Origin of the sequence: Vagococcus carniphilus, assembly GCF_014397115.1 — a bacterium.
GTDB lineage: Bacteria > Bacillota > Bacilli > Lactobacillales > Vagococcaceae > Vagococcus > Vagococcus carniphilus.
On the sequence record NZ_CP060720.1, the window covers coordinates 71,920 to 97,596 of the forward strand.

Consider the following 25,677-nt stretch of genomic DNA (forward strand, 5'->3'; position numbering starts at 1 on the left):
ATAAAAAGAATGATTATTAACTAGATTTAACAAAAAGGCAAAATTTTTAGTATATTTTTATATTTTAGTCGAAAAAAAGGTCTTTTTTTTAACAAAAAAAAACATCCAGATAGTTTCACCTAATTTTCTGGATGTTTTCATTATTTTAAAATTTAATTTAAGTTTGTGAATTTTATATTTATTTAGTTAATACTATACGTATTCGATGATTCTTTTGAATAACAGAAATTGATTTATTTTTAGTTTTTAACCACTTCATTTTCTTTTCTTTTAATAAAGTGACACCAAAAGTTCCCAATATTTTTTTAGGATTCTTTCTTAAAGCTAAATCATACTGTCCTCCTGGTAATTTATCAATTCCGATTTGCCCATCATTTTGACTAGTAAGCACAACTAATTGTCCGTTTCGCTTCAACGGTTTTTTGCTATTTTTTCGGTAAATAATAAACTCTTCTGCTACAATAGGTAACTTCTTAGTTTGACTAATATAAAAAGTGACATCATAATATTTCTTACTCAGCAAGTATTGAACAATCAGTCGGTAACTTACAAAAATACTGCCAAGCAAGAATAGTCCAATACCAACTATTATTGCTACTTGCTGCCATTTAAACTTTTTCTGACTCGCGTTTGCTTTTTTCTTCATCTCATCAGTCACCGGGATTCGCTTACCCGTCACGATTAATCGATGGCTATTAATCATATAAGGGGTACACGTTAAGAGTGTGACTAAGTCTGATTCTGGCTCTAGTTTTAAAAAGTCAGTTTCATCAGGTTTGACTGTTCTTATTTCAACCACTTCATACGCCAAAGTTTCCCCAACAGATTCAACTAAGAAAAAATCCTCTTTTTTTAGTTGATCTAAATGTCTGAAAAGCAGTCTTTCTGCTAAACCACGATGTGCTGAAATAACAGAATGCGTTCCTTTACCTCCAGTTGGCATCGATGTTCCTTGTAAAACACCTGCTCCATTTTCTAATATTTGATTCGTAATAGTATCAAATAAAGGAATTGAAACATCTATTTTAGGGATACTCACCGAACCAATTAAATGTTCTTTTAAATCAATTGAAGTCGTATCAACTTGGCTAGCATCAAAAGGATCATGTTGAACAACTAAACCGTTCACTTTTATAGCATTGTTTTTCTTCTTCATCTGGTTCTCTTTTTGAGAATTTTCTATCTGTTCTCTTTTTGCTAATTCTTTTAAACGGTACTGATCAATGAAGTAATTAGCCGCATTACTATAAAAAGGATAAGTAAAAACTAAACATCCTAGTAAAAAAATTAATAGTAAACCTAATTTTTTTATGACTATTTTTTTCATTTTTTACTACTCCTTACTAACTTTCAATTCCCATTGACTATCGCTTTTTTTGGACAAACAAGTCGAGAAATAAGTATCTTTATAATGTTTAACAAAACAAATAATTTCTAATGATTTACCTTTTTCTTCTTTTGGTATTAACAAATATCTACCACCCTTTATTCCTTTAAGACGAATCTCACCCTTTGTATTACTCTTTGTTTCAATTAACGAAGGATTTTTTTTGGAATCGACTAATACAAAAGATTGATTAGCTTCACTAATTCCATCATAAAGTACTTGTACTTTCAAACGGTAACGTCTTCCCGTAATTTGATAATTAATATACTGTCTATAAATCACGTATAACAATAAACTCACTAGAGATATTAGCAACATCAAATAAAATACTAATGCAATATTATTTTTCTTATTAATTTCTTGCTCTTTTTGCTTCATTTGTTTTTGATCAACAGGTACTCGGTGACCTCTTACTAATAAGCGATGCGTATTGACCATATAAGGAGTACAAGTAACTAGCGTTAAATAATCCTCGCCTTCTTGTATTTTTAAGTCATCCAATTGATTAGGTAAAACCGTTTTGATTTGATCTACTTTATAAGCTAAATTCTTTTCTGCTATCTTTAAATAAATCACATCACCTATCACTAAATCCTTTAAATCAGTAAATAGTTTTTTACTTGGTAATCCTGTATGTCCTGTTAAGACAGCGTGACTGCTTTTACCACCCGTTGGATAAGATGAACCAGGAAGTAACGTGATACCTTCTTGTAAAAAAGAAGGAGTTGTTTCATCAAAAATCGGTAATTGACTATTTATTTTGGGGATACTAATCGAACCAATCAGATGTTCACTTATTTCATTTTTAGTTAAAGGGCTGCTTTTTTCTACTTCATCAAATAGCTCTGTTTCAAGTTGAATCCCTAATGTAGGATTATTCTTTATTTCTTCAGCTCGTTTTCTTTCTTTCTGCTGTTGTTTTTCTGCCTCTTGCTCTGTTTGTTTTGATAACTGCTCAATTCGGTAATGATCAATCTGTGCATTAAGAATATTCGCAACAAATGGATACAAAAAGGTAAAGGCACCTACTACAAAAGTCGTTACTATTGCTAATTTTAATATAATAGCTTTTCTTTCTGATGTCATTTTCTCCCCACCTTTTCCCCTAAGAACAAAAAAGCTGAAACATTTTGGCTTCAGCTTTTTATTTTATCACGTTAAATCTCTGTTTCAACTTTACTACGACGGTACCATACTGCTGCACCAGCCATTAATATACTACCTGCTACTAAGAATAAATAGATACCATTACCACCTGTTGATGGTAACAACCCTTTTTTAATATTTTTTACAGATAGGACTTCTGTTTCAAATTGATCTTTAACAACATCAAACATAACTGGTTTATCAAGTATCGCATAACCACTTGGTGCTTCATATTCAACTACTGCATAAGAAATACCTGTTGGTAATTTTTCTGAATACTCTAAACCTGTTACTTCAAATTGACCTGATGCATTTGATTCAAAAGAAGTGGCATTATCTTTTGCTTCATTCCAAGTATACTTACCATTTAGATAAGTTGCATATGAAATGATCTTACCTTCTGTATTCACTTTAACTAAATTAAATTTAGCTCCTGCTAATACTTTACCACTTTTATCATCAATTTTTTTGAATTTTTTACCACCTGTATATACTTTAGGCCCAACAACAGGTGGATCAGTTGGATCTTCTGGTTCTCCTGGTTCACCATTAACATTTGTCCCAAGTTCTACTTTAGCTTCGTTATTAATTCCTGTATCAATTTTAGCATCTTCTGTTAAAATAGCATCATAAGAAATACTAGCTCTTTTTCCAGCTAATGCTCTCACTTTTTCTGATGTTGAATCAAACTCAATAATAAACCCTCTTGTAGTGCTATCTGTTTTAATTGTATAGTCTTTATCTTTTTCAAGACCTTGGACCACAACTGTTTCAATTAAAACTTGCATTCCTTCATTTGGTGTATCTGTTACACGGTAGAAATCTTTATCTTTAATATTCCATGGTAATAAAGCTGACAGACCATAAGTAAAAGGGACTCCTTTTTCAACATTATAGACAGTTTCTCCATTAATTTGTACGGCTAATTTTTGTTTTGTTTCTTCTGTTAAATCTTTTTCTAACATAGCTTCTTTTTCATTTTTAGGATACACATGAATATTAGGATTAATTTCATCCGTGTTTCCTCTATAGATTGGCATCGTTAAAACGATTGGTGCTGCTTTTTCTTTAATATTACCTGGTGAATTCGTTTCAACAAATAAATACGTTGCATAATTACCATCTTTTTTGATAGGTAAATTAGCAAATGTTGCTATACCTTCTCCCGCTGTTTTTTGTGTTCCCACTTTATTAGCGTAATCTGGTGCATAATTAGAAGTTTTTGCATTGGCTACAATTTCTGCTGTCGCTTCTTCAGCTGTTTTAGTATCAAGTAACTCTATATATTTACTTGAAACATCGTAAACTTCAAAAGTAACACCGTTTAAAGGTTCTCCTCCAAAATCAGGCATTTCTTCTCCTGTATTTTGTTTTGGATAAGGATTCTCTCCTGAAGCTCCTTTTTCAAAAACACGTTTGTGTAAATTCACCGTAACTTGATCAACTTCTGCGGCGTTTACTTCAGTAGCTAGCGTTAAACTGGCTAGAAGTGGAAACATCAGCACTAAAATTGACATTAATTTCCCTAATTTCTTATTCATTTTCTTTTCCCCTTTTCATGTATTTTAATGCAACAAACATCATTATTAATCCTAAACTAGAAAAAGCAAAAACACTTTCTCCCGTTTTGGGAAGTAATCTTATTTTAGGTATTTCTTTACTTGTTGTGACTGGTTCATTTAAAACCTTAGGTGTTGCTTGATTTATTACCTTTTTAGGTAGTTCCCCTGCTATTTTTGATTCTAATATTTCATGATTGAGCGTCATTTGAATATTCTCCTGATCTTTATTAGAAACAACAAGGGGAATTTTTTTTGATTCAGCGGTTATTGAAAAACCAAGAGGTGCTTCAATTTCCTCAAAATAATATGTCCCAACTGGTAAGATGATATGTGGTAACATAACTAATCCATTTGAATCAGATTTAAGCCGCATCGCTTCTTGTTTATTGGTTAAAACCTGCCAACTAGTAGATTCTACTTGTGTTAAATACTCTTTTTCATTTTTGGCATTCATTCGATAAAAAATAAAGATAGCATTTTCTAAAGGTTTTTGATAAGACCCTGAGCTGTATTTAAAAAAGTAAGCAGTGGGCGTTAAACTAACTGGTTTTGTTTCCACTAACATCGTCATTTCTTCTAGTGCTTCAAAAGAAATATAATTAGGTAATGCTTCGTACAACTCATCCTCACTTTCTTTACTTGCCTCAGGTTGATTTTGAAGAATAACATAAAAGGCAGGTTCACCTAGTCTATTCTTAGGAAGATAAAGAATAGCTTGATTCGAATCATCTACTAAAAACTCTTGCATTTTCTCTATCTGATTTTTCTCCAAATAGTCTCTTGTTTTTTTAGTGGACGTTTCTACTTTTTGACTTAATGCCTCGTTATATTCTTTCTTTGATAAACCATAAATTGAAAAAGAAGTATTATTAGCTGATTGATTATTGTGTTTAAAGTGAATGGCAACTTGTTCTTCAGCTCGCACTTCCAAGGTAGATATACTTATTAAAGAAAATAAGAAAAGACTAAACCATAATATAAGACGTTTCATTTAGTGCCACCCCTTTCGGCTACGATAGATATAGTAACTACCTAGCGCCAGTGTCAGCAGCATCCAAAAACTTGCAATAGTTATAAATCGACTCGTTCCACTACCACCTGTTTGAGGCAACACACCACCAGGAGCCTTTTCTTTATTTTTAACAAGTAACTCAAATTGATTATCTGGTCTATTTAATTCGACCATCTCTGATAAAGTATCCTCTAAAGTCACTTCTCCATATTTATTAATCGAAACCAGAATGCTTTCTTCTAATAAATCATAACCTGTTGGTGCAATGATTTCTTTGATTTCATAAGTTCCTGTTTTTAATTTCTCAAAGTTTATTCGGCCTTCTTCATCACTTGTATGAGTTGATATTAATTCTTTATTTGAGCCTGTTACTTGATATAATTCAAACACGGCTCCTGATAAATATTTATCCTCTTCTTTCGCCCTTTTGATTAAATGAAGTGTCGTTTCTCTAACAATTGTTACTTTTTCTTCGGGCTCTTTTGGATGCTCAGGATCTTCTGGGTCTGTCACCTTGGCAATATTAGTCACTTCGCCTTCTGCTGCATCTGTTTTAGCTTTAACATCAATAGTAACTTCAGCCATTTGGTTACCACTAAGTTCTGGAATAACAACCTTAAATTGATTGCCTAAAATCTCCCCTACTTCTTTGCCATTTAATTTTAGGTTACCAACTATTTCAATTCCTTCTGGCATCGTATCTTCTACGACTAAATCTTTCAAAAGACTATCTTTAACTGTATTTTTAACAGTTATCTTGTAAGTAAATGTTTCTCCTGGTTGAAGTATTTTTTTGCTTGCTTCCTTTTGAGCTGTAAATTCTCCTTTGGGACGTTTCGCCTTGTTACTAATAGCTAAAATAATGCCGTATTTAGCAGATTCGTCAATTGTAAAATCATAGTGCTTATCTGGATCGAATTCAATTCCCTCTGGTGCTCCTATCTCTTTTGCATAATAGTTTCCTTGAACTAAATCAGGAAGTTCAATACGCCCATTTTTATCTGTCACTAAGTTTTCTCCACCTGGTGCTAGTGAACCATCTTCACGATAAACATTAAAAGTAACACCTGGAAGAAGAGGTTGCTCTCCCCACATTGTATCTCCAATTTGTTTCTTTTTAATGATCCATAAGGTCCCCTTAATTGGTCTGGCTGTAGCATCAGGATAAGTAACAGGAACTACGACATTGTCTGGCTCAATTTTTTCTTCTTGTCCTACTCGATGATAAGTTTCTACAATGTCGTTTCTAACAGTTTCTGGTTTAACTGTTTTAGCAATATCTGTTAATTTAACTCGGTAATAGATATCAACTAAATAGCCATTTGCCTTATCTTTATCAAACGTCATTTTAAAACTACGATCATCTTCAAAATGAAACGTTCCATATCCATTTCCTTCAAATTCTTCAATGGACATTTGTTTATTTCCCAATCCAGCTTTACTAATATAATTAATCTCCATAAACTTCATTGCATATGGTGTAACAAATTCTGATTCATCTGGAAAATACTGATACTCACCTAATGTATCTACGAAAGAAATATCACTCTCAACATCATACTCTTCTGCCTTGACTTGAACTCGGTATTCAACAACATCAAAATTATAATCACTCTTAATTCCACCTGTTTTAAAAAACATCTTTGCTGTGCCTGTTCCAGGATCATAAACATTTTCCCAAACAATATAAGGTTTTTCAGGTAAATCTGTCCCCAAATTGCTAGTTAGCTCTAGTTCTTTATATCTTTGACCTTCGGGAGTAATAAATAACTCTCCTTCTTCATCAACATTGATTTCCCCAGATACAGGTATTGTTAATTTTCCTGAAAGTTCTTTGTAATTAGCAACATTCTCATTAAAAGTTACTTTAACATTGGCACCTATAATATCCATCACTCCATATTGAACGCCATCATCATTCACAACAGGTATTTCCAATGCGTTAGTACCTTTTAAATGACTAGGAAGTGACAAACTCAATGTGTCTCCTGGCTGTACTTGATAATCTTCTTTTGAAGAAAAATTTACGGTTATATAATCTTTAGCTGAGCGCTTTGTTCTTTCTGGCAACTCAAAATCATCAACAAATCCTGCCTGATTTAACTCTTTTGTCTGATTATCAATAAACATTACTTTTTCCATCTTTTCATTTGTCACCACTTGTGTAGATTTTACATTCCTCAACTGGTGGGATGAATCATTCGTCAAATATAATTTACGTGATGATTCTTCTTCTGTTGGTAATTTTTTGTGAAATACACTTCCAGTATTTTTTTCTATGATAGAATCGTTTGTTTGGGCTGCAATTAGTTGTATTGGTTGTAAAAAAAATGATAATAAAAGAACCAGTAAAGAGAGAAACAAATATCCCCTTTTTTTCTTTTTCATTCCCTATAAACCTCCTCTCTTTCACAATTTATTAAAATATTGTCAACATCCTTTTTTTCTCCTTCCCATATCTTTTTGGATATTTTTATTATAAATGAGAGTTTTCTTCTCATGTTTTCATTTTTTTCTACCTAGTCAATAATTTATGAAAATAGTTTTTTTGTTCACAGGTTTTCGTTAAAAGGTGCATAAAAAAAATAATTCTTTAATAATGTTTTTTTCAGTAAATATTAGACAAATTTTCTTAAATAGTTTATTCAACACGTCAACTATTTTGTTTATCGTTGCAAAAATAACACTCATTTGAAAAATAATATTCTTTCTATTTTTAAATAAAAAATATACCATTTATGAACAAAAGCATAAAAAAATCATATAAGAACTCGATAAAGCAGTTCTTATATGACTTCATTTTTTATTTAATTAAACGATAAATAGCATCTGCATAGATGACTGTTGCATTGATTAAATCATCTTCTGAAATAAATTCATTTTTTTGATGCATTGTATCAATACTATCTGGGAACATTGCTCCGTATGCCACACCACGTTCTAATAAGCGACCAAATGTACCGCCACCAATAACTTGCTCATGACCTTTAAGTCCTGTGTGCTCTTCATAAACAGATAAAAGAGTTTTAACTAATGGATCTTCTGGAGATACATAATGAGGTCCTTTACCACCTTTAGTTAAAATAACTTTAGCGCTAGTTGTTGCTACTTTTTCTTCAATAGCTTTAGCAATTTCTTCTTCTGATGTTCCTTTAGGATAGCGGAAGTTTAATGTAATTGTGTTGTTGTCTTTTCCTTCATCAAAAGCAAAGACTCCAGCATTCATTGTTACGTCTCCCATAATATCATCTACATGGTTAACACCAAATTTCTTGCCTTCTGTATCTCCATGGATGTAATCAGCTACGATTGTGACAAAATCTTTAGCTGGTCCTGAGAAATCATAGAAGCTCAAGAAGTTAGCTAGGTAAGTTCCTGCATTGATTCCTTTAGCTGGCATTGCACCATGGGCTGCTGTACCAAATAATTTAATGGTTACTTTTGAGCCGTCTGCTGAAAGTTCACCTGTAACAGGAGAATCTTTTAAATACTCTTCATATTCTTTAGAAAAAGCAGACACATCTCCAGAAACTTCCACTACTGCTTCTGCCAAGTCTGGTACCATGTTAGCTCTTTGGCCTGAGTTGAAACTAATTAAGCGTAGAGTACCTTCATTTTTACCTGCTACTTGAACAAGAATAGTTGTATTTCCTTTTTCACCATTAATGATTGGAAATTCTGCATCTGGTGAGAAACCAAAGTCTGGTTTCTCTTCTACTGTTAAGTAGTGATCCATACATTTCCATTCACTTTCTTCATCTGTTCCGATAATAACGCGTGTACGTTTTGAAACAGGAAGTTCTAGTTCTTTAATAATTTTTAACGCATAGTAAGCTGCCATTGTAGGCCCTTTATCATCACTCGCTCCACGAGCATAAATACGATTATCACGAATTTCTGGTTCAAATGGTTCTGAGTCCCAACCAGATCCTACTGGAACAACATCGACATGTCCAAATACGCCTAATGTTTCGTCCCCTGAGCCATATTCAATATGTCCAGCGTAGTTATCTACATTTTTAGTTAAAAAGCCATCTCTTTCCCCAATTTCTAAAAATTTAAGAAGAGCTGCTTTTGGTCCTGGTCCTACTGGTGCATCCTCAGATGCTTTATCGTCTTCTCTCACACTTGGCACACGTAATAAATCAAATAAATCTTTCATTAAATCTTCACGTCGTGCTTCAACTTCTTTTCTCCAATCGATTGTCATCCTCAAAATCCCTCCATTTTTTCCTTTATATGTTGCTATCATAACATTTTTTTAACCTTTTGATAATAATATTTTAACTAATTACTTTGTTTTTACTTTTAATAGCTCTTCTAACTCCTCTTTTGAAAGCTCTCGATAATTTCCTTTTTTTAAAGAATCATCCAAAATTAAACCACCCATACTAAGGCGATTAAGCTCTACAACTTTCTTTCCAACTGCTTCGACCATTCGTTTCACTTGATGAAACTTGCCTTCTACAATTTCTAATTGAATCTTACTTGAATTAGCTAACTCGTCTGTTGATAGAATAACTAGATTAGCTGGTAAGCACTCTTCATTTCCACTAATCGTGATTCCTTTAGAAAAAGATAAAATATCTTCTTCAGTCATAATTCCTGCTATTTTAGCTTCATATAGTTTAGGTACTTTCTTTTTAGGTGATAGCAATTGATGACTCAAATCACCATCATTTGTGATAAGTAGCAAACCTGTTGTATTTTTATCCAATCTACCTACTGGAAATAAACCAGGTAAACGGTCTTGTGCTGAAATCAAGTCTAATACCGTTCGATGAAGATTGTCCTCAGTTGCTGAGACCACCCCTTTAGGTTTATTCAGCATGTAATAAGCAAATTTTTTATAAATAACTACTTCATCTGACACCGCAACTTCATCTTCAAATTCATTAATATTAAATTTGCCATCTTTTGCCAAAACACCATTAACGGTCACTTGTTTTTTCTTTAGTAACTCCTTAACTTCTTTTCTTGAACCAAAACCAGTATGACTCAAAAATTTATCTAATCGCAATTTTTTCTAGCCTCCTAATATAAAAAGGAAGAAGGAAACAATACATTGCTTCTTTCTTCCTTTCATTTTTTATTTTATCTTTAATTTTGTTCTAACTTTTGCCACTTTATCACCCATTAATTTATCCGCTAAACGCGTCTTAAGAGCTAACCAGCCATAAAAGGCTATTCCAACCGCCACTGATATTAAGATGATAATAAATGCTTGGAATTTACGTTCTGGATTTAAGAACAAGTACAAGAATGATCTTGTTAATGTTGTTACACCAGACATTAGTAAACTAAGAATTAAAATCAAAATAGTTCTTCTTAACGTCAATGAATAGTTGAATTTTGATATATCGTGGACTTTTCTAGTCATCAAGTAAGCAGATACACTAAAACCTATTCCTGATGCAATTAGTGGTCCATAAACTTCAAATCCTCTAATCATTGGGTACTGTAAAATAAGTTTAATAAGTAATCCGACACCCAAATTAAAAATAGCATCGCCATTTTTATATAGCCCTTGAAGAGTTGTCGAAATTAATATGAAGTAGCCCATAATTAAACCAATATAACTTGCTTCAATTAATACACTGATTCCCAAAGCATCTGGTTGATAAAATAAAACATACATCGGTTTAGCTAAAACAATCATTCCAAATGTTGCTGGCATCATGATAAAAAAGAGTAATTGAATATTATCACTAACTAATTTAGCTAATCCAGCTTCATCTTTTTTTGTATAAGATTCTGTGATTAGCGGAAGACTAGTCATTGCCATCCCTGTTGCAAGAGAAATAGTAATCATGACTAATTTATCCGGGTTAGCACTAAAAATACTAAATAAAGCTGATAACTGGTCTTTTGAAAAATTGGTAAATCCAGACATAATTCGTTCGAAGGTAAATTGATCAATTAATTTAAAGAACGTAATAGCAGATCCTACAATAATAAACGGAATTGCCTCTATCAACATCTCTTTGACTAAGTGATTTTCTGACACAACAATTTCATTGTTACTACCAGCAATCAAACGATCCATCTCTGGTTTTTGTTTTTTATAAAACCAGATTAAAGCACCATACGCTCCTAGCATTCCAATAAAAGCCGCAAAAGTTGAGTGAATAACTGCTGTCACATAACTTCCTTGCATCACTTTTATAATAATAAAAGTAGCCAGTAACATATAAAAAACACGAGCAATTTGTTCTACAATTTGAGAAACAGCTGAAGGCATCATATCCTGATTACCTTGGAAATACCCTCTAATGACACTCATACTTGGGAATACTAGAACAGCTACACTTAAAGCCCTCATAACAGGAATTAGCTTCTCGTCCCCTGCTGCTAAGATAGGTGAAATTAAGTACATAATCCCAGCACATAAGACACCAAATCCAGCCATAATGACCAACGTTCGTTTGAATAAGCGTTGACTTGTTTTATATTCATTTTGTGAGTTGTAAAAAGCAATCTGTTTAGCAATTGCTCCTGGAATTCCAGCTGTTGCAATCATTAAGAATAACGCATATACGTTGTATCCTTTATTAAATAAACTATTTGCTACATTTCCCTGCTCACCCATCCAGGCATACCAAGGAATAATATAAATAGCACCTAACAATCTAGACAACACGTTACCTATTGTCATCCAAAGGGAGCCACGAACCATTTTTTCTGTCGCATTCAAACCTTTAGAATTATCCTCAAAAGAGGTTTCTTGATCCGGCATGTTTCTATCCAACTTTCTTCATCATACTGCTATAATTGTAGCGATTTCGCCCTATTTATGCAAACTCTTTTAACAATATTTAAACAATTTTGATGACTTTTGTTAGTTAGCAACAATGTTGACTAATTTATTCGGAACAGCGATAACTTTTCGGACTGTTTTACCTTCAATGTTCGCTTTTATTTGCTCATGATTCATCGCAACTTCTTCTAATTCTTCTTTAGACAAATCACGAGGAACGATTACTTTAGCTTTCAATTTACCATTAACTTGGAAAATCACTTCAATTTCATCTTCCACTAATTCTTTTTCATCATAAGTAGGCCAAGACACATGACTGATACTTTCTGTATGTCCCATTCTTTCCCATAATTCTTCAGAAACAAATGGAGCAATTGGTGCTAGTAATTGTAAGAAACCATTCATGTATTCAACAGGTAATGCCTCTGCCTTGTAAGCTTCATTCACAAAAATCATTAATTGAGAAATAGCTGTGTTAAAGCGTAGATGCTCTAAATCCTCTGTTACTTTTTTAACTGTTTGATGATATACTTTTGTCAATTTACCATCATTGTGAGTTGTGATACGGTCACGTAAAACAGCATTTTCATCAATAAATAAACGCCAAACGCGGTCTAAGAACTTACGACTTCCTTCAAGACCTTTTTCACTCCACGCAACTGAAGCATCTAATGGTCCCATGAACATTTCATAAAGTCTTAAAGTATCTGCTCCAAATTCATTGACTACATCATCTGGATTAACAACATTACCTTTAGATTTAGACATTTTTTCATTGCCCTCACCTAGAATCATTCCTTGATTATATAATGTTTGGAATGGCTCAATTGTTGAAACAACACCAATATCATATAAGAATTTATGCCAGAAACGAGCATAAAGTAAATGAAGAACAGCATGTTCAGCTCCACCTAAATAAACATCTACTGGTAACCATTCTTTTAATTTTTCAGGATCAGCTAATTGTTCTTGATTGTGTGGATCGATAAAACGTAAGTAATACCATGAACTACCTGCCCATTGTGGCATTGTATTTGTTTCACGGCGACCTTTCATACCTGTTTTTTCATCTACCACATTAATCCAGTCTTCCATATTCGCTAATGGTGACTCACCTGTTCCACTTGGTTTAATATCAGTTGCTACTGGCAATACTAATGGTAATTCCTCTTCAGGAACTGCTGTCATTGAACCATCTTCCCAATGAATGATTGGAATAGGTTCACCCCAATAACGTTGACGAGAGAATAACCAGTCACGTAAACGATAGCTTGTTTCTTTCTTACCAACTTGTTTTTCTTCTAGCCAAGTAATCATTTTTTCAATAGCTTCTTCTTTTTGTAGACCATCTAAAAATTCAGAATTGATATGGATACCATCTTCAGTATAAGCAGCTTCTTCAATATTGCCACCTTCAAGAACTGGTAATATTTCTAAGTCAAAAGCTTTAGCAAAGTCATAGTCACGTTCATCATGTGCCGGTACCGCCATAATAGCTCCTGTACCGTAAGTTGATAAAACGTAATCAGCAATCCAGATAGGCATTTCTTTTCCATTAGCTGGGTTAATAGCATAGGCTCCTGTAAAGACTCCTGTTTTTTCTTTTGATAATTCTGTTCTATCTAGATCTGTTTTCTTCTCAGCTTCTTTAATATAAGCTGATACTTCTGCTTCTTGTTCAGGAGTTGTAATCTCTTGTACTAATTTAAGTTCAGGAGCAAGAACAGCGTAAGTTGAACCAAATAAAGTATCTGGACGTGTTGTAAAGACTGTAAATTCTTTATCTGTGTCTTTAATTTTAAACGTAACATTAGCGCCTTCAGAACGACCAATCCAGTTACGTTGCATGTCTTTAACACTTTCAGGCCAATCAATCGTATCTAAATCATCAATCAAGCGATCTGCATAAGCTGTAATTTTTAACATCCATTGTTTCATCGGTACACGGAAAACTGGATGGCTACCACGCTCTGATTTGCCATCGATAACTTCTTCATTAGCTAAAACTGTTCCTAGTGCAGGACACCAGTTAACAGCTACTTCAGCTTCATAAGCTAAGCCTTTTTCAAATAATTTAGTAAAAATCCATTGGGTCCATTTGTAATACTCTGGATCAGTGGTATTAATTTCACGGTCCCAATCAAAACTAAAACCTAAAGAATTTAATTGACGTTTAAACGTTTGAATATTTTTTTCTGTAAATTCTGCTGGGTCATTCCCTGTATCTAGCGCATATTGTTCTGCTGGTAAACCAAATGCATCCCATCCCATTGGGTGTAGGACATTATAACCAGTTGCTCTTTTAAAACGAGCTAAAACGTCAGTTGATGTGTATCCTTTTGGATGTCCTACGTGTAAGCCTTGACCAGATGGATACGGAAACATATCTAGTGCATAAAACTTAGGTTTATCAGATACTTCTTCTGTTTTGAATGTGTGGTTCTTCATCCAATTTTTTTGCCATTTTTCTTCAATTTGGGTATGGTTGTATGCCATTTTTCTTCCTCCTAAAATATAATAAAATAAAAAAAGTCCTATAAAAGCTGAATTAGCTTTTATAGGACGTTGATTTTAACGTGGTACCACCTATTTTTATGTAGTTAAAAATACAACTACATCTCATCGTCATGATAACGGACTGAATCCGGCTAAAAAAGCATTCTCAGAGCTAAGTTCAAGTTTCTATCTTTATGCATTTTCAGCAACCATGCACTCTCTAAAAAAGTTTCCACTCTACTACTTCTCGTCATTGTTTTAATTATTATGCTCATGATAACAGAATCAAATTAACTTAGCAACTAAATCGCAAAGTCAAAAATTATCTAACTCTTAGGTTTTGCCCTGTATAAATAATATCTCCAGAAATCTTATTCCAAGTTTTTAATTGAGAAACACTTGTGTTGTATTTATTAGATAACGACCACAAAGAATCACCTGTTTGAACTTTATGACGCTTCACTTGACGATTTGACGTTGTTTGACGTGTCGCCACTTTAGCCGTTCCTGGAATTTTCAATGTTTGACCAACATAAATTAAGTCACTACTTAATCCATTGGCTTGTTTTAAATCAGAAACACTCACATTGTATTTTAAAGAAATTTGATACAATGAATCGCCTCTCTTAACTGTATAAGTAGAAGATTGACTTTGATTACTTGTCTTTTTAACAGGTGTTGCCGTATGATTAGCAGCTTTTTTCCCATTAATAGCCAATTGTTGACCCACATAAATCATATCACTCTTCAAATTGTTCCATTGTTTCAATTCATTCACACTCACACCATAACGTAAGCTAATACCGTATAACGTATCTCCTCGTTTAACCGTATAAGAACTTGATGATTGAGTAGTTGTCTGAGTACTTGGTTTAGTTGATGGTTTTGGTGTCGGTTTTGCCGTGCTTCCGCCGCCTTTATTACCACCCTTAACTACTAGTTTTTGGTTCACATAAATCATATCATTTGATAAGTTATTCCATGATTTTATTTGTGCCACGCTCACACCATACTGCAAACCAATTCCGTATAAGGTATCTCCTCGTTTAACCGTATGTGTTTGGCTATTTGAAGTACTTGGTTTTGGTTTACTTGTTTGGTTGCCATTATTTGTTGATGGCTTAGGTGTTGGTTTTGACGTATTACCGCCACCTTTAACCACTAGTTTTTGGTTCACATAAATCATATCATTTGATAAATTATTCCATGATTTTAACTGCGCCACACTCACGCCATATTGTAAACCAATACCGTACAAGGTATCTCCTCGTTTGACCGTATGTGTTTGGCCATTTGAAGTATTTGGTTTTGGCTTACTTGTTTGGCTACCGTTATTAGTTGATGGTTTTGGCGTTGGAGTTGGCTTAGGTGTTGGTTTTGATGTACTTCCGCCACCTTTATTGCCACCTTTAACCACTAATTTTTGGTTCACGTAAATCATATCACTTGATAAGTTATTCCATGATTTTAACTGTGCCACACTCACGCCATATTTCGCGCTAATACCGTATAATGTATCTCCTGGTTTCACTGTATGAGTTGTTGCATTATTATTAGACGTTTGTTGATTGCCAGTATTTGGCTTGTTACCTTGGTTAGAATTTCCCTGATTTGTATTTCCACCAGTATTACCACCACCTGGTTTATCGTACTGTGTTAAGTTATGAGTCATAATCAAGTTATTCAATTTTACGTTATAACTTGGATCTGTCGCGTAGCGTCCTGTTAACCAACGTGTTGCATCTTGGTATGAATTAGTTCTTGATTTCCAAGCACCTGCATAGTAGTAAGTTCCTGGAGAAAATGATGTTGTTCTAAGAACGCGAGCATTATCTTCAAAGGACTGACGATAAGACGGATACTTTCTAAACTGAGCATTGATAACAACATTTTGCCCATTAAAATGCTCCCAAGTTTGCATCGTTACAGATTGTCCATTATAACTTCCTTTTATACCAAATAAGTTATGATTTGGTGGTGATGATAATGTACTTGAGCCATAACCACTTTCTAAAATAGCTTGTGCAATCATAACTGATGCATATAAATCATTAGATCCTGCTACTTGTTGAGCGTGATAAGCTGTATCTTCAATAAATTGAGCTTGAGGTGTAGCTGCTCTAGATAAGCTTCTTGGTTGAGGCGCTGCAGCTGGTTCAATCGCAGCACGTTTTGTTGGTGCGGCACTAGCTTTTTTAGGACTATAAGCTTTAACACCTGTTAATTTTTCACTTGTTTTTGAGCTAGCATCTTCTTTTGATTTATCTTTTTTCTTAACTTCTTTTGGTTTACTTTCCTTAGGTTTTGTTTCTTTTTCCTTAGAAGTAGAACTTGTTGATTCTGTTGAAGTAGAGCTTGTCTCTTTCTCTTTTGTACTGCTTGTTTCCTTCGTTGCTTCCTCTTTTGAAGAAGTCGATTCACTAGTTGTCTCTTCTTCTTTGGAACTACTTGTTTCTTTTGAAGTAGAGCTTGTTGATTCTTCTTTCTCTGAAGAAGAACTTGTCTCTGATGTCGCTATTGTTGACTCCGTTGTCGACTCTGTTTCACTAGTTGTTTCGGTTTCCGTTGATGTAGAACTTGGTTCTTCCGTTACTTCTACTGAGCTACTTGTCTCTTCTGTTGATGATATCGTTTCACTTGTTTCTTCAACTTCTTTAGAGGTTTCCGTTGTTTCAACAACTTCTTGTTTTTCAACAGTTACATTTTTAGATAGCATACTTTCTGCAATAGAAACAGTTAAAACTTGTTCTGTTAAGTCTAATTTTTTTAACGAAACTGGTACTATCAATTTAGCTTGAGTAAAGCCAGTTTGTGTAAATTTGATAGTAATTTGGTTTAACTTTTCATCAAACGTATAGCTACCTACAGCATTACCTGTTTCATCAAGAACGGTACTTTTAGTTTCATCCCAAACTAACGCAAGATTAGGTGAAACTTGAATTGTTGTATCTAAATTTTCTGTGCGATGAGCACCTAATACTAAATTTAAATCAAAATGATTGTCTTCTTCTTTAACTTGATCAACTGTTTCAAATTTATCAACAGTCATTGCTTTTGTTGTTTCTTCTAAATTATTAGTTTCTTTTTCATCAGCTTTAGTTGCTGTATCTTGTGCTTGATCTCCTACTGTATCTGCGTAGGCTTTTGTTGTCATACCAGGAATTAAAACAGATGAAGAAATCATCATTGTAGCACCAAAAAGGGATACATTTTTAAGAACTGGCTGTTTTAGTAATAAATCTTTTTTGTCATTCTTTTTCATTTATATTTCTCATCCTTTTTATTTATTTCAAAATACTTACGTTTTAAAAAATAGTATAGCATATAATCTACTCTCATTAAAGCATCCCCCTCTTTAGTTAGCAAGACATTACGGCCAGTCTTAAGAATTTGTAACACACTCGAAATATTTTTAATTTTTTTATTTTTAAGTCTTCTGTACATACTGCACTTCATACTTTAGACCGATTTTGCTTAGATTCCCTTGTTATCAGCCTTTATTGAGGGTATATTTAATTTATTAAATCGCAAGTAGAAAGGAAAAACTCATGAATAAAGAGCATTTCTTAATCGAATTAAAACTTCATCTTCGCCAACTTTCTTTAGTCGATCAACAAGCTATCCTTACTAAATACGAAGAATTATTTGAAACAAAAACGGCTGAAGGTTTAACTGAATACCAAATCACTAAGGAATTACCTTCTCCTAAAGAAATTGCTATTTCCATTCTGAAAGAATTTAACTTAGAATTTCAAGAAACAAAAGGACCAGGAAATGATTGGGTTGAATTTTCAACTATGGAAACTCAAACACCAGAAGCAGATGGTTACCACCCATATAACGAAGCCTATGATATTGGTCGAAAACCAGACTCTGGCTTTATCCGTTTTTTCCAAATTACAGGAGTTGCTCTACTAAACCTCTTTTTCATGATTTGGCTAATCTTTGGATGGGCTCTGACTTTATTTATTGGTTGGATTTTAACGTTAACATTTGTCGTAAGCCCTTTGATTGGCGTCTATTCATTTATTAGTTTAGCTAACTCATATGGTATGTTCCAACTTTCTATGTCCATTTTATTCTGTGGAGCTGGACTGATTGGCTTGCTCATTATGGTTCCATTTTCAAAGGTTTCCTTTAACTTATTGAAAACTTATAGTCGTTGGAATTTACAAGTCTTGAAGGGAGAGCGTGCCCTATGAAAAGAAGGACTCTACTCATATTAGGTTTAGCCTTTATTCTAATCATTGCTGGTGGATTAGGAAGTATCTTTTTCTATCAACGACTAGATGCTGAAAAAAAAGCTAGTGAAATCAATAAAAAATTCAAATATGATAATTCTGAGGAATTAGTTTTAGATATTAAAAATAGTGCCTCTATTCATTTAGCTACCTCTGATGATGAATATGTTCATATGAACAAACAGGGATTGAATTTTGGTAGTAAACAAAAAGAGTCTGCTACATGGAATGTGGTTAAAAAAGATAAAAAAACTACAGTAACTATCGATAATAAAGTTAGTGATAAAACTCTTAAACCTGCTATCTTTAACTTTGAATCAATTTCTGATGACAGTATCTTTTTAAAACTACCTGAGAACTATAAAAAAATCACCATCAAAGGTGATAAAGTAGATATAAGCGCGGATGATTTATCATTAGCTAAGTTAGATGTTGACACTAAACGTGGTAATTTCTATTCAAACAACCTAACTATCCAAGACCTTACTATTAATAACAAATTTGGTGACTTATATGTTCAAGATGGAAAATTTGAAAAAGATGTTAAATTGGTAACCTCTACCGGAAACATTCATGTAGAAAATGCTATTTTTAAATCACTTGAAATGGAAACAAAAAATGGTGATGCCTTTACAGCAAACACAAAAGGTAACTTAAAAATTTCAAATCAATACGGTAATACAAGTATCAATCATACAATTGGCCTTGTAGACGTTGATAATAAAAACAGTGATATCTTTTTCCATTCTAATAATATTAGCCATGATGTTAAATTAAATACAGTCCATGGTAATATCCAGCTTGAAATGGATAAAGCTTCATACAATGATAACAAGATGGATTTAAGAACAGATTATGGAATTGTCTCAATTTTTAATAAAAACTTATCATCTGAGACGTCATTTACTAGTGATAAAGGAGATGCTTCCATTAAAGCTACCTCCAAAAACGGTGATATTTCTGTTAATGAAATCGATAAAGACGACACCAAGTATGAGTACGATTAAAATCATGTTATAATGTAGGAAACCCTGATTACAGGGTTTCTTTATTTTAATTTATGGAGGTTTTTTATGACAAAGAACAAACAATTATATTGGCATTATGCTGCTAGTTTATGTCTTTTATTATTCGCTGCTATTGCCTACTTTGTAAAATCAAATGAAGCCATTTTAGCTGGCATTGACAACCCAATTATTCACCTGATTAGAGGAAACTTAACGGATGGAAAAACAGCTTTTTTTACTTACATCACAAAATTTGCTAACACCATCACAATTATTCTTTTAACTGGTGTTGCCTTTTTATTTTTATATAAGTACAAAGAAAAAATAGCTGCTTTTTGGCTTTTAATTAACGCTGCCCTAATCCAAGGGCTTGGAAACACTCTGTTAAAACTATTCTTCAATAGACCCAGACCTTCTGTTAAACATTTAGTTTCAGCTGGTGGAACAAGTTTTCCTAGTGGACACGCTATGGGAAGCATGCTATTTTACGGTACATTTATCTTTTTAATGCCTAAATTTATCCAGAATAAAATATTATGCTTAGCCATCCAAATTTTACTAGGTCTTTTAATTTTAGGAATCGGAACAAGTCGAATTTATGTTGGAGTACATTATCCAACAGACATTTTAGGTGGTTTTCTAATGGGAGCTGCTTGGCTATTCTTTTCTTATCCTTACTTTAAAAAGTACGATTTTAAGCAACAGTTTGAAGGGAAGTAACACACATGTTTACGTTTGAAAAAGGAGACTCTAAACGGTATTACACTTGGAATGATGCCCTTAGAGAAACATTTGAAGAAAAAATATTTAAAGTACCAATTGATGGGGGTTTTGATTGTCCAAATCGAGATGGAACGGTCGCTCATGGTGGGTGTACATTTTGTAGTGTTTCTGGGTCAGGAGATATGATCGTCGCACCAAGTGACCCACTGCCAATTCAATTTCGAAAAGAAGTCGACCAAATGCATAAAAAATGGCCGTCAACTAATCAATACATTGTCTATTTTCAAAATTTTACTAATACTCATGCACCTGTTGAAGTCATTAAACACCGATTTGAACAAGTCATTAACGAAGAAGGCGTGGTTGGTTTATCTATCGGTACAAGACCTGATTGTTTACCTGACGAAATAGTTGAGTACCTTGCTGAATTAAATCAACGCCTCTATTTATGGGTCGAGCTTGGGCTACAAACAACTTATGAAACAACAAGCGATATGATTAACCGCGCTCATGATTATCAAACCTACTTAGATGGTGTGGCTAAATTACGTAAACATAACATTAATGTCTGTACTCACCTCATCAATGGTCTACCTGGTGAAACCTATGACATGATGATGGAAAACGTCCGAAGAACTGTCACAGATTCAGATATTCAAGGAATTAAACTTCATCTACTCCATTTGATGACAAACACTAAAATGGAAAAAGATTATCTAGAAGGACGTTTACAATTACTAACACAACATGATTACACACAACTGATTTGTGACCAGTTAGAAATTATTCCTTCTGATATTATTATCCATCGATTAACTGGAGATGCTCCTAGAGATACCATAATTGGTCCTATGTGGAGCTTAAAAAAATGGGAAGTATTGAATAGTTTTGATACAGAATTAGCTAAAAGAGGAACCTATCAAGGAATTTACGCAAATGGAAAGTGCGGTGAATTAGTTTATGCTTAAAACATCTTTACGCTTTAGCCATGAATTACTAGAAGCAGTTGTCACTCCGGGAGACACAGTCGTTGATGCGACTATGGGAAACGGAAACGATACGCTCTTTTTAGCTCAGCTAGTTGGAGAAGCAGGTCACGTTTACGGCTTTGATGTACAAGAAACAGCCTTACTCAACACAACTAAACGTCTTGAAGAACATCAATGCATAAAGCAAGCTCATTTATTACTTCAAGGTCATGAAACTTTAGGCGATGTTTTATCCCCTGAAGAAGCTGTTAAAGCAGCCATTTTTAATTTAGGTTACCTACCAAAAAGTGATAAATCCATTGTCACTCATGAAGAAACAACCATTAAAGCTCTCAACGAACTATTAATTCGCCTAGAAGAAAAAGGACGCATTATTCTAGTTGTTTATGATGGACATGATGAAGGAAAAGTTGAGAAATCAGCAGTACTAGACTTTGTTCAAACACTTCCTCAAGAGAAATTTAGTGTGTTGAATTATCAGTTTATTAACCAACGAAATAACCCACCTTCATTAATCGCTATTGAAAGAAAAACGAAACGATAGTTTTAATCGACATAAAAGCCACCTACTATTCGGCAGTAGGTGGCTTTTAGATTGGTTATTTTTTATTCTTCTTTTTTAGATTTTGTAACTTTTATTTCATCTGGTAATATAATATCAGCATTTTCTGATTTTAAGTTTTTAACTAATTCTTTGCTAAAATTTTCTTTGATAATTAACTCTTTATTGGCTTCCTTACTAGCATCATTTACAGGAACAGGATTATTAATATTATTATCATTAGACATACAATTCCCTCTTTTCTGTATTTTATTGGTAACTCTATTTTATCATGAAAACTGATTTGAACCTAAGTTTTTACATATTTTTTGGGAAATTGGATCAGATAATATTAATTTATAACTTAACTTCTACATAACCAAAATATAGCAAACAAATCTCTATAATTCCAATAACTATTCCTACTATACTTAATTTCATGTATAAAAAGCCCGTAAGAAAAAAGAAAGGGATAGATAAATAAAAAAGCCAATTAATTATTAATAAAAAAATATAGTTAGACTGATCAATCCTAGTTTGTAAATATTTTTTTGTATATTTTATTTTAAACACAAAAGCAACTACATATACAATGAGCGTTATTATTACCAACAATAAAACAGGTATATACATAATCCATCCGCCAAATATTAACCCCCATCCAAAACCGATTCCAGATGGATCTCCAATTTTATACAATTAATCTTCACGCTACATTCAAGAATAGACAAATAAAAATCATGGTTTTATTTATTTTTTTAACATAGAAATTGATATAGTTGCTAAGCCTATTCCAAGCATTATAAAAGCACTTTTTATTTCTAGTTCACCTAAAATAGATAAAACTGTTACCGCTATTCCCATAGCAATACCTATGGCTTTTAATACAACATCAACAACTTCAATAATTTTATTTTTATTAATGCTTTTTTTATCTTCCACTTTTGCGTGCATCAGTTCATCTATAGAGACTCCTAAAATTTCTGCTAGCTTCGGAATGGTATTTACATCAGGAAAAGATAAATCTCTTTCCCACTTAGAAACTGCTTTATCTGTTACATTCATTTTTTCAGCAAGAGTTTGCTGGGTCATACCTTTTTCTTTTCTTAACAATGAAATCATAGTTCCTATAGTTTTTTTCTCCATAAGATACTCCCTCCTTGTACTTGTTAACAAAGCTTATCACACTCTATTTAAATTACTCAACCGACCTATAGTTTAGTTCTATAAACTTCTAGTTTACCTCTAATTTCTCAACGGTATATAAAACTAAAATCTACCATTCCTTCATTAGGTTGAGTTGAATTATCTTTAAATTAACTATAACTTATCAATTTTTTAACTTTGATTAGATAAAATTAAAAGAAAAGAGGAGTGATTACTATGGGATTTTGGCTAATGATTTCTTTATTAATTACAGGTTTAATTTTACTTTTTATTGGAAATAAAAAAAGGAGTAATTTTAATACAGTGCTCAAATTATCTGGTACTTTTTGTATACTAGTATCCATCTACTTAGCATGGCCAAAATAATTACTAATCATAAATCTAGCTCTATTCTGATTAAATTCTTTGTAAAGAACACCTTACAATTATAAAATATAAAGAGAAACGAACTGAATATATCTAACTTATTTATTATGATGACATCAGGAGGAAATAGAAATGGCATTTGGAAAAATATTAAAAGCTAAACGACTTCAAAAAAATTTAACACAGGAAGAATTATCCGAAAAATTACTTATATCAAGACCTACCATATCAAGTTGGGAAAGTGACAAAACACTTCCAGACATCTCCAATTTATTAAAAATGAGTGTTTTATTTGGATGTTCTTTAGATGACTTACTAAAGGAGGAAATTAAATTGACTACTAAAACATTTAAGACATTAACCTACGCCAATGGAATGAAAGATAATCTACCAAGATTAAAAATTCAAACTGAGAAAAAAACTTTATTACCTAAAGGTGTCGAGGTAATGGCTAATGTCAACATGGAAACCGGTGAAGTAAATTTTTTTATCGAACAAGAAGATTTAGAAAAATTAAAATAGAAATACCGTACTAATATACCAATAGAAAAAGACTCTTAAAATAATCAAATTTTTTAAGAGTCTTTACTAATTATTAATTGATTTTCGATTAAATATGCAATGTCATTTCCAGCTAACATATCAGCAGCTATACTAAGCAAAACTTATTCTATATAATCATTAGAATAAATTTTACCATTGTCATCAATAAATATTTCTTTACCAGATTTAGATATGTCATTACGAGTTTTTAAATATATCCCATTATCTTTCTTTTCAGACTTAACGATATTAAAATCATCATTACGATTCATTGAAACTTCCTTTTTCATATGAACGATACTAAGAGCTAAAATACTTGTCGAAGCAACAATTATCAAACCAAAAATTGTTCTCTTTTTAGTCATTTTAGACATTCCTTTCTATATCTATAGATTAATTATCCCATAATTTCTCGTCTTAACCTAGTAACCATACTAAGTAAAAAATATATGTTATTATAAAATAAAAAGAGAAAGGTCGGGCGTTTCTTATGAAAAAAGAAGCTGTTTATAAAAACCTTATTTTATGGTTTATTAGTCTATCTATATTAATAATTTTTAAATTTTTTGATATTAATTTTATCATAATTGATGTTTTTAACTTGGTATCGAATTTTTCATTTTTAGTAACCATTGTAGATAAATTTGTGGCTATTATTTTAATCATCGCATTAGCATTAAATCTCTATAGTAGCGTCAGATTAATTATATTCTCTTTAAAAAAATAATTATTAGGTACAAGTAACCCTATCCTTAAAATACATAAAAGATCTAAAGGTGACTCATAGAGGTATCTTGAATCTTTTTTGAAATGATAATACTTTTTCATTACAAATTTTTTTATTCTTTTGTAAAAATTATTCTTGTTCTAAGTTCTGATATAATTTTTTCTCCAGTATATTTTCTTATTGTCACCACACCTTATTTTTTACGGTTATTCTTTTGTGTTTTATACCATTGAATTTCTACTATTATACTGAAAATAATTGCTACAAATAACACAAAAAAGAATGTTCTAGTAACCACTGTTTCATTATTAGGATATTCAAAAATAAATGAAGATAGAAATAATAATAAAAATAATATCACTAACACTAAAGAAAAAGTTCCCCGAAGTTTATTAGTAAAATTATTATATTCTTTCTTATTTTTTCTAAAAAAAGTTGTGATATCATAACCTGCTGTATCAGGTTTAAATTTAGGTATACTTCCAAATAAAAAAACAACAGCTAAACTACCGAAAAGAACCCTCATTTTAGTCACTCCTTTTTTTCTTACTTATTATTTTTAATACCTGACTAATTTAGAAAAGTATAAGTAAACACACTGGACTAGTAAGATAATTTTTCAATAAACATCTAAAGTATTTCTAGATTAATATATTATTGAGTTTTCTTTTGAAGGAAATAAAAACCTAAAGCCGCTATAATTACAGAGCCATAATAAATAATTCCAGCTAACATCGGAACCCCACCATCAAAATAAAAATAGAAAAAAATTAAAGAAGTTCCACCAAATAAAGCACTTAAAACCATCTTTTTTAAATCCATACTATTTTTCAATAACGTAATACAATAGGCCGCTAAAAAAATAAGTACGCTACAAAAAATAACCACTAGAATATCCATATTAACTATCTCCTATCTTTATCTAATTGATTACTTTCATTATACAATAAAATAGACATTAAAATAAAAAAAAACAAAACATATTGTAACCAAAAGAACTTAATAGTCTCTAA

At 32.4% G+C, this 25,677-nt stretch carries 23 protein-coding genes and 1 other annotated feature; of the genes, 8 read left to right on the forward strand and 15 right to left on the reverse strand.

The genetic code is table 11. The features are described 5' to 3' along the window. Positions 1-178 precede the first annotated feature (178 nt). From H9L18_RS00355 to H9L18_RS00400, 10 genes are all read right to left on the reverse strand, one after another. Positions 179-1,327, reverse strand: coding sequence for a class C sortase (locus H9L18_RS00355; RefSeq protein WP_126795427.1), 1,149 nt, complete (start codon positions 1,325-1,327; stop codon positions 179-181). 6 nt (positions 1,328-1,333) lie between these two features. After that, positions 1,334-2,473: a class C sortase gene (locus H9L18_RS00360; RefSeq protein WP_126795429.1), complete on the reverse strand. Its 1,140-nt coding sequence runs from the start codon at positions 2,471-2,473 to the stop codon at positions 1,334-1,336. Between the two features lie 71 nt (positions 2,474-2,544). Further along, a complete protein-coding gene (locus tag H9L18_RS00365) occupies positions 2,545-4,074 on the reverse strand; it encodes a SpaH/EbpB family LPXTG-anchored major pilin (RefSeq protein ID WP_126795431.1) in 1,530 nt (509 codons plus the stop codon). After that, complete coding sequence (locus tag H9L18_RS00370) at positions 4,067-5,086, reverse strand: prealbumin-like fold domain-containing protein (RefSeq protein WP_126795433.1); 1,020 nt, start codon at positions 5,084-5,086, stop codon at positions 4,067-4,069. Before H9L18_RS00370 ends, H9L18_RS00365 begins: the two co-directional genes overlap by 8 nt. Continuing rightward, the gene (locus H9L18_RS00375; RefSeq protein WP_126795435.1) at positions 5,087-7,495 is read right to left on the reverse strand and encodes a SpaA isopeptide-forming pilin-related protein; all 2,409 of its coding nucleotides are present in this window, start codon (positions 7,493-7,495) and stop codon (positions 5,087-5,089) included. A 415-nt stretch (positions 7,496-7,910) separates the two neighbouring features. Beyond that, complete coding sequence (pepV, locus tag H9L18_RS00380) at positions 7,911-9,317, reverse strand: dipeptidase PepV (RefSeq protein ID WP_126795437.1); 1,407 nt, start codon at positions 9,315-9,317, stop codon at positions 7,911-7,913. A gap of 81 nt (positions 9,318-9,398) precedes the next feature. After that, positions 9,399-10,127 (reverse strand): 16S rRNA pseudouridine(516) synthase, encoded by a 729-nt coding sequence (locus tag H9L18_RS00385; RefSeq protein WP_126795439.1) that lies wholly within the window; start codon positions 10,125-10,127, stop codon positions 9,399-9,401. A gap of 69 nt (positions 10,128-10,196) precedes the next feature. Then, positions 10,197-11,843, reverse strand: a complete 1,647-nt coding sequence (locus tag H9L18_RS00390) for a putative polysaccharide biosynthesis protein (RefSeq protein WP_126795441.1) — start codon at positions 11,841-11,843, stop codon at positions 10,197-10,199. A gap of 102 nt (positions 11,844-11,945) precedes the next feature. Next, the gene (gene leuS / locus H9L18_RS00395) at positions 11,946-14,360 is read right to left on the reverse strand and encodes a leucine--tRNA ligase (RefSeq protein ID WP_126795443.1); all 2,415 of its coding nucleotides are present in this window, start codon (positions 14,358-14,360) and stop codon (positions 11,946-11,948) included. A 59-nt stretch (positions 14,361-14,419) separates the two neighbouring features. Further along, positions 14,420-14,623: a binding site (T-box leader), on the reverse strand. Positions 14,624-14,682: 59 nt separating this feature from the next. Further along, complete coding sequence (locus tag H9L18_RS00400) at positions 14,683-17,622, reverse strand: LysM peptidoglycan-binding domain-containing protein (protein WP_126795445.1); 2,940 nt, start codon at positions 17,620-17,622, stop codon at positions 14,683-14,685. Positions 17,623-17,908: 286 nt separating this feature from the next. Between H9L18_RS00400 and H9L18_RS00405 the strand changes: the two genes are divergently transcribed. From H9L18_RS00405 to mnmM, 5 genes are all read left to right on the forward strand, one after another. After that, a complete protein-coding gene (locus H9L18_RS00405; protein WP_126795447.1) occupies positions 17,909-18,562 on the forward strand; it encodes a DUF1700 domain-containing protein in 654 nt (217 codons plus the stop codon). Next, the gene (locus tag H9L18_RS00410; protein WP_126795449.1) at positions 18,559-19,608 is read left to right on the forward strand and encodes a DUF4097 family beta strand repeat-containing protein; all 1,050 of its coding nucleotides are present in this window, start codon (positions 18,559-18,561) and stop codon (positions 19,606-19,608) included. The genes H9L18_RS00405 and H9L18_RS00410 overlap by 4 nt, the downstream gene beginning before the upstream one ends. A 66-nt stretch (positions 19,609-19,674) precedes the next feature. Beyond that, positions 19,675-20,328 carry a phosphatase PAP2 family protein gene (locus H9L18_RS00415; RefSeq protein WP_126795451.1) on the forward strand — a complete coding sequence of 218 codons (654 nt, stop codon included), beginning with the start codon at positions 19,675-19,677 and terminating at the stop codon, positions 20,326-20,328. A gap of 5 nt (positions 20,329-20,333) precedes the next feature. Continuing rightward, a complete protein-coding gene (gene mnmL, locus H9L18_RS00420; protein WP_126795453.1) occupies positions 20,334-21,299 on the forward strand; it encodes a tRNA modification radical SAM protein MnmL/YtqA in 966 nt (321 codons plus the stop codon). After that, positions 21,292-21,864: a tRNA 5-(aminomethyl)-2-thiouridylate-methyltransferase MnmM gene (gene mnmM, locus H9L18_RS00425; protein ID WP_126795455.1), complete on the forward strand. Its 573-nt coding sequence runs from the start codon at positions 21,292-21,294 to the stop codon at positions 21,862-21,864. Before mnmL ends, mnmM begins: the two co-directional genes overlap by 8 nt. A 62-nt stretch (positions 21,865-21,926) precedes the next feature. Here mnmM and H9L18_RS00430 read toward each other — a convergent pair whose 3' ends face one another. Further along, the gene (locus tag H9L18_RS00430; RefSeq protein WP_126795457.1) at positions 21,927-22,109 is read right to left on the reverse strand and encodes a hypothetical protein; all 183 of its coding nucleotides are present in this window, start codon (positions 22,107-22,109) and stop codon (positions 21,927-21,929) included. Positions 22,110-22,611: 502 nt separating this feature from the next. Next, entirely contained in the window at positions 22,612-23,007 is a 396-nt protein-coding gene (locus H9L18_RS00435) for a helix-turn-helix domain-containing protein (RefSeq protein ID WP_126795461.1), read from the reverse strand. A gap of 237 nt (positions 23,008-23,244) precedes the next feature. On the opposite strand from H9L18_RS00435, the gene H9L18_RS00440 reads away from it, so the two are divergent. Together H9L18_RS00440 and H9L18_RS00445 are read left to right on the forward strand one after the other, a co-directional pair. Next, positions 23,245-23,394, forward strand: a complete 150-nt coding sequence (locus H9L18_RS00440; RefSeq protein ID WP_185847517.1) for a hypothetical protein — start codon at positions 23,245-23,247, stop codon at positions 23,392-23,394. Between the two features lie 132 nt (positions 23,395-23,526). Then, positions 23,527-23,916 (forward strand): helix-turn-helix domain-containing protein, encoded by a 390-nt coding sequence (locus H9L18_RS00445; RefSeq protein WP_126795463.1) that lies wholly within the window; start codon positions 23,527-23,529, stop codon positions 23,914-23,916. 143 nt (positions 23,917-24,059) lie between these two features. On the opposite strand, the gene H9L18_RS00450 is transcribed toward H9L18_RS00445, so the two are convergent. Further along, complete coding sequence (locus tag H9L18_RS00450) at positions 24,060-24,302, reverse strand: hypothetical protein (RefSeq protein WP_126795465.1); 243 nt, start codon at positions 24,300-24,302, stop codon at positions 24,060-24,062. Between the two features lie 125 nt (positions 24,303-24,427). Between H9L18_RS00450 and H9L18_RS00455 the strand changes: the two genes are divergently transcribed. Continuing rightward, positions 24,428-24,664: a hypothetical protein gene (locus H9L18_RS00455; RefSeq protein WP_187559352.1), complete on the forward strand. Its 237-nt coding sequence runs from the start codon at positions 24,428-24,430 to the stop codon at positions 24,662-24,664. Positions 24,665-24,857: 193 nt separating this feature from the next. On the opposite strand, the gene H9L18_RS00460 is transcribed toward H9L18_RS00455, so the two are convergent. Together H9L18_RS00460 and H9L18_RS00465 are read right to left on the reverse strand one after the other, a co-directional pair. Beyond that, a complete protein-coding gene (locus H9L18_RS00460) occupies positions 24,858-25,190 on the reverse strand; it encodes a hypothetical protein (protein WP_126795467.1) in 333 nt (110 codons plus the stop codon). 128 nt (positions 25,191-25,318) lie between these two features. Beyond that, positions 25,319-25,564, reverse strand: a complete 246-nt coding sequence (locus tag H9L18_RS00465; RefSeq protein WP_126795469.1) for a hypothetical protein — start codon at positions 25,562-25,564, stop codon at positions 25,319-25,321. Between the last annotated feature and the right edge of the window lie 113 nt (positions 25,565-25,677).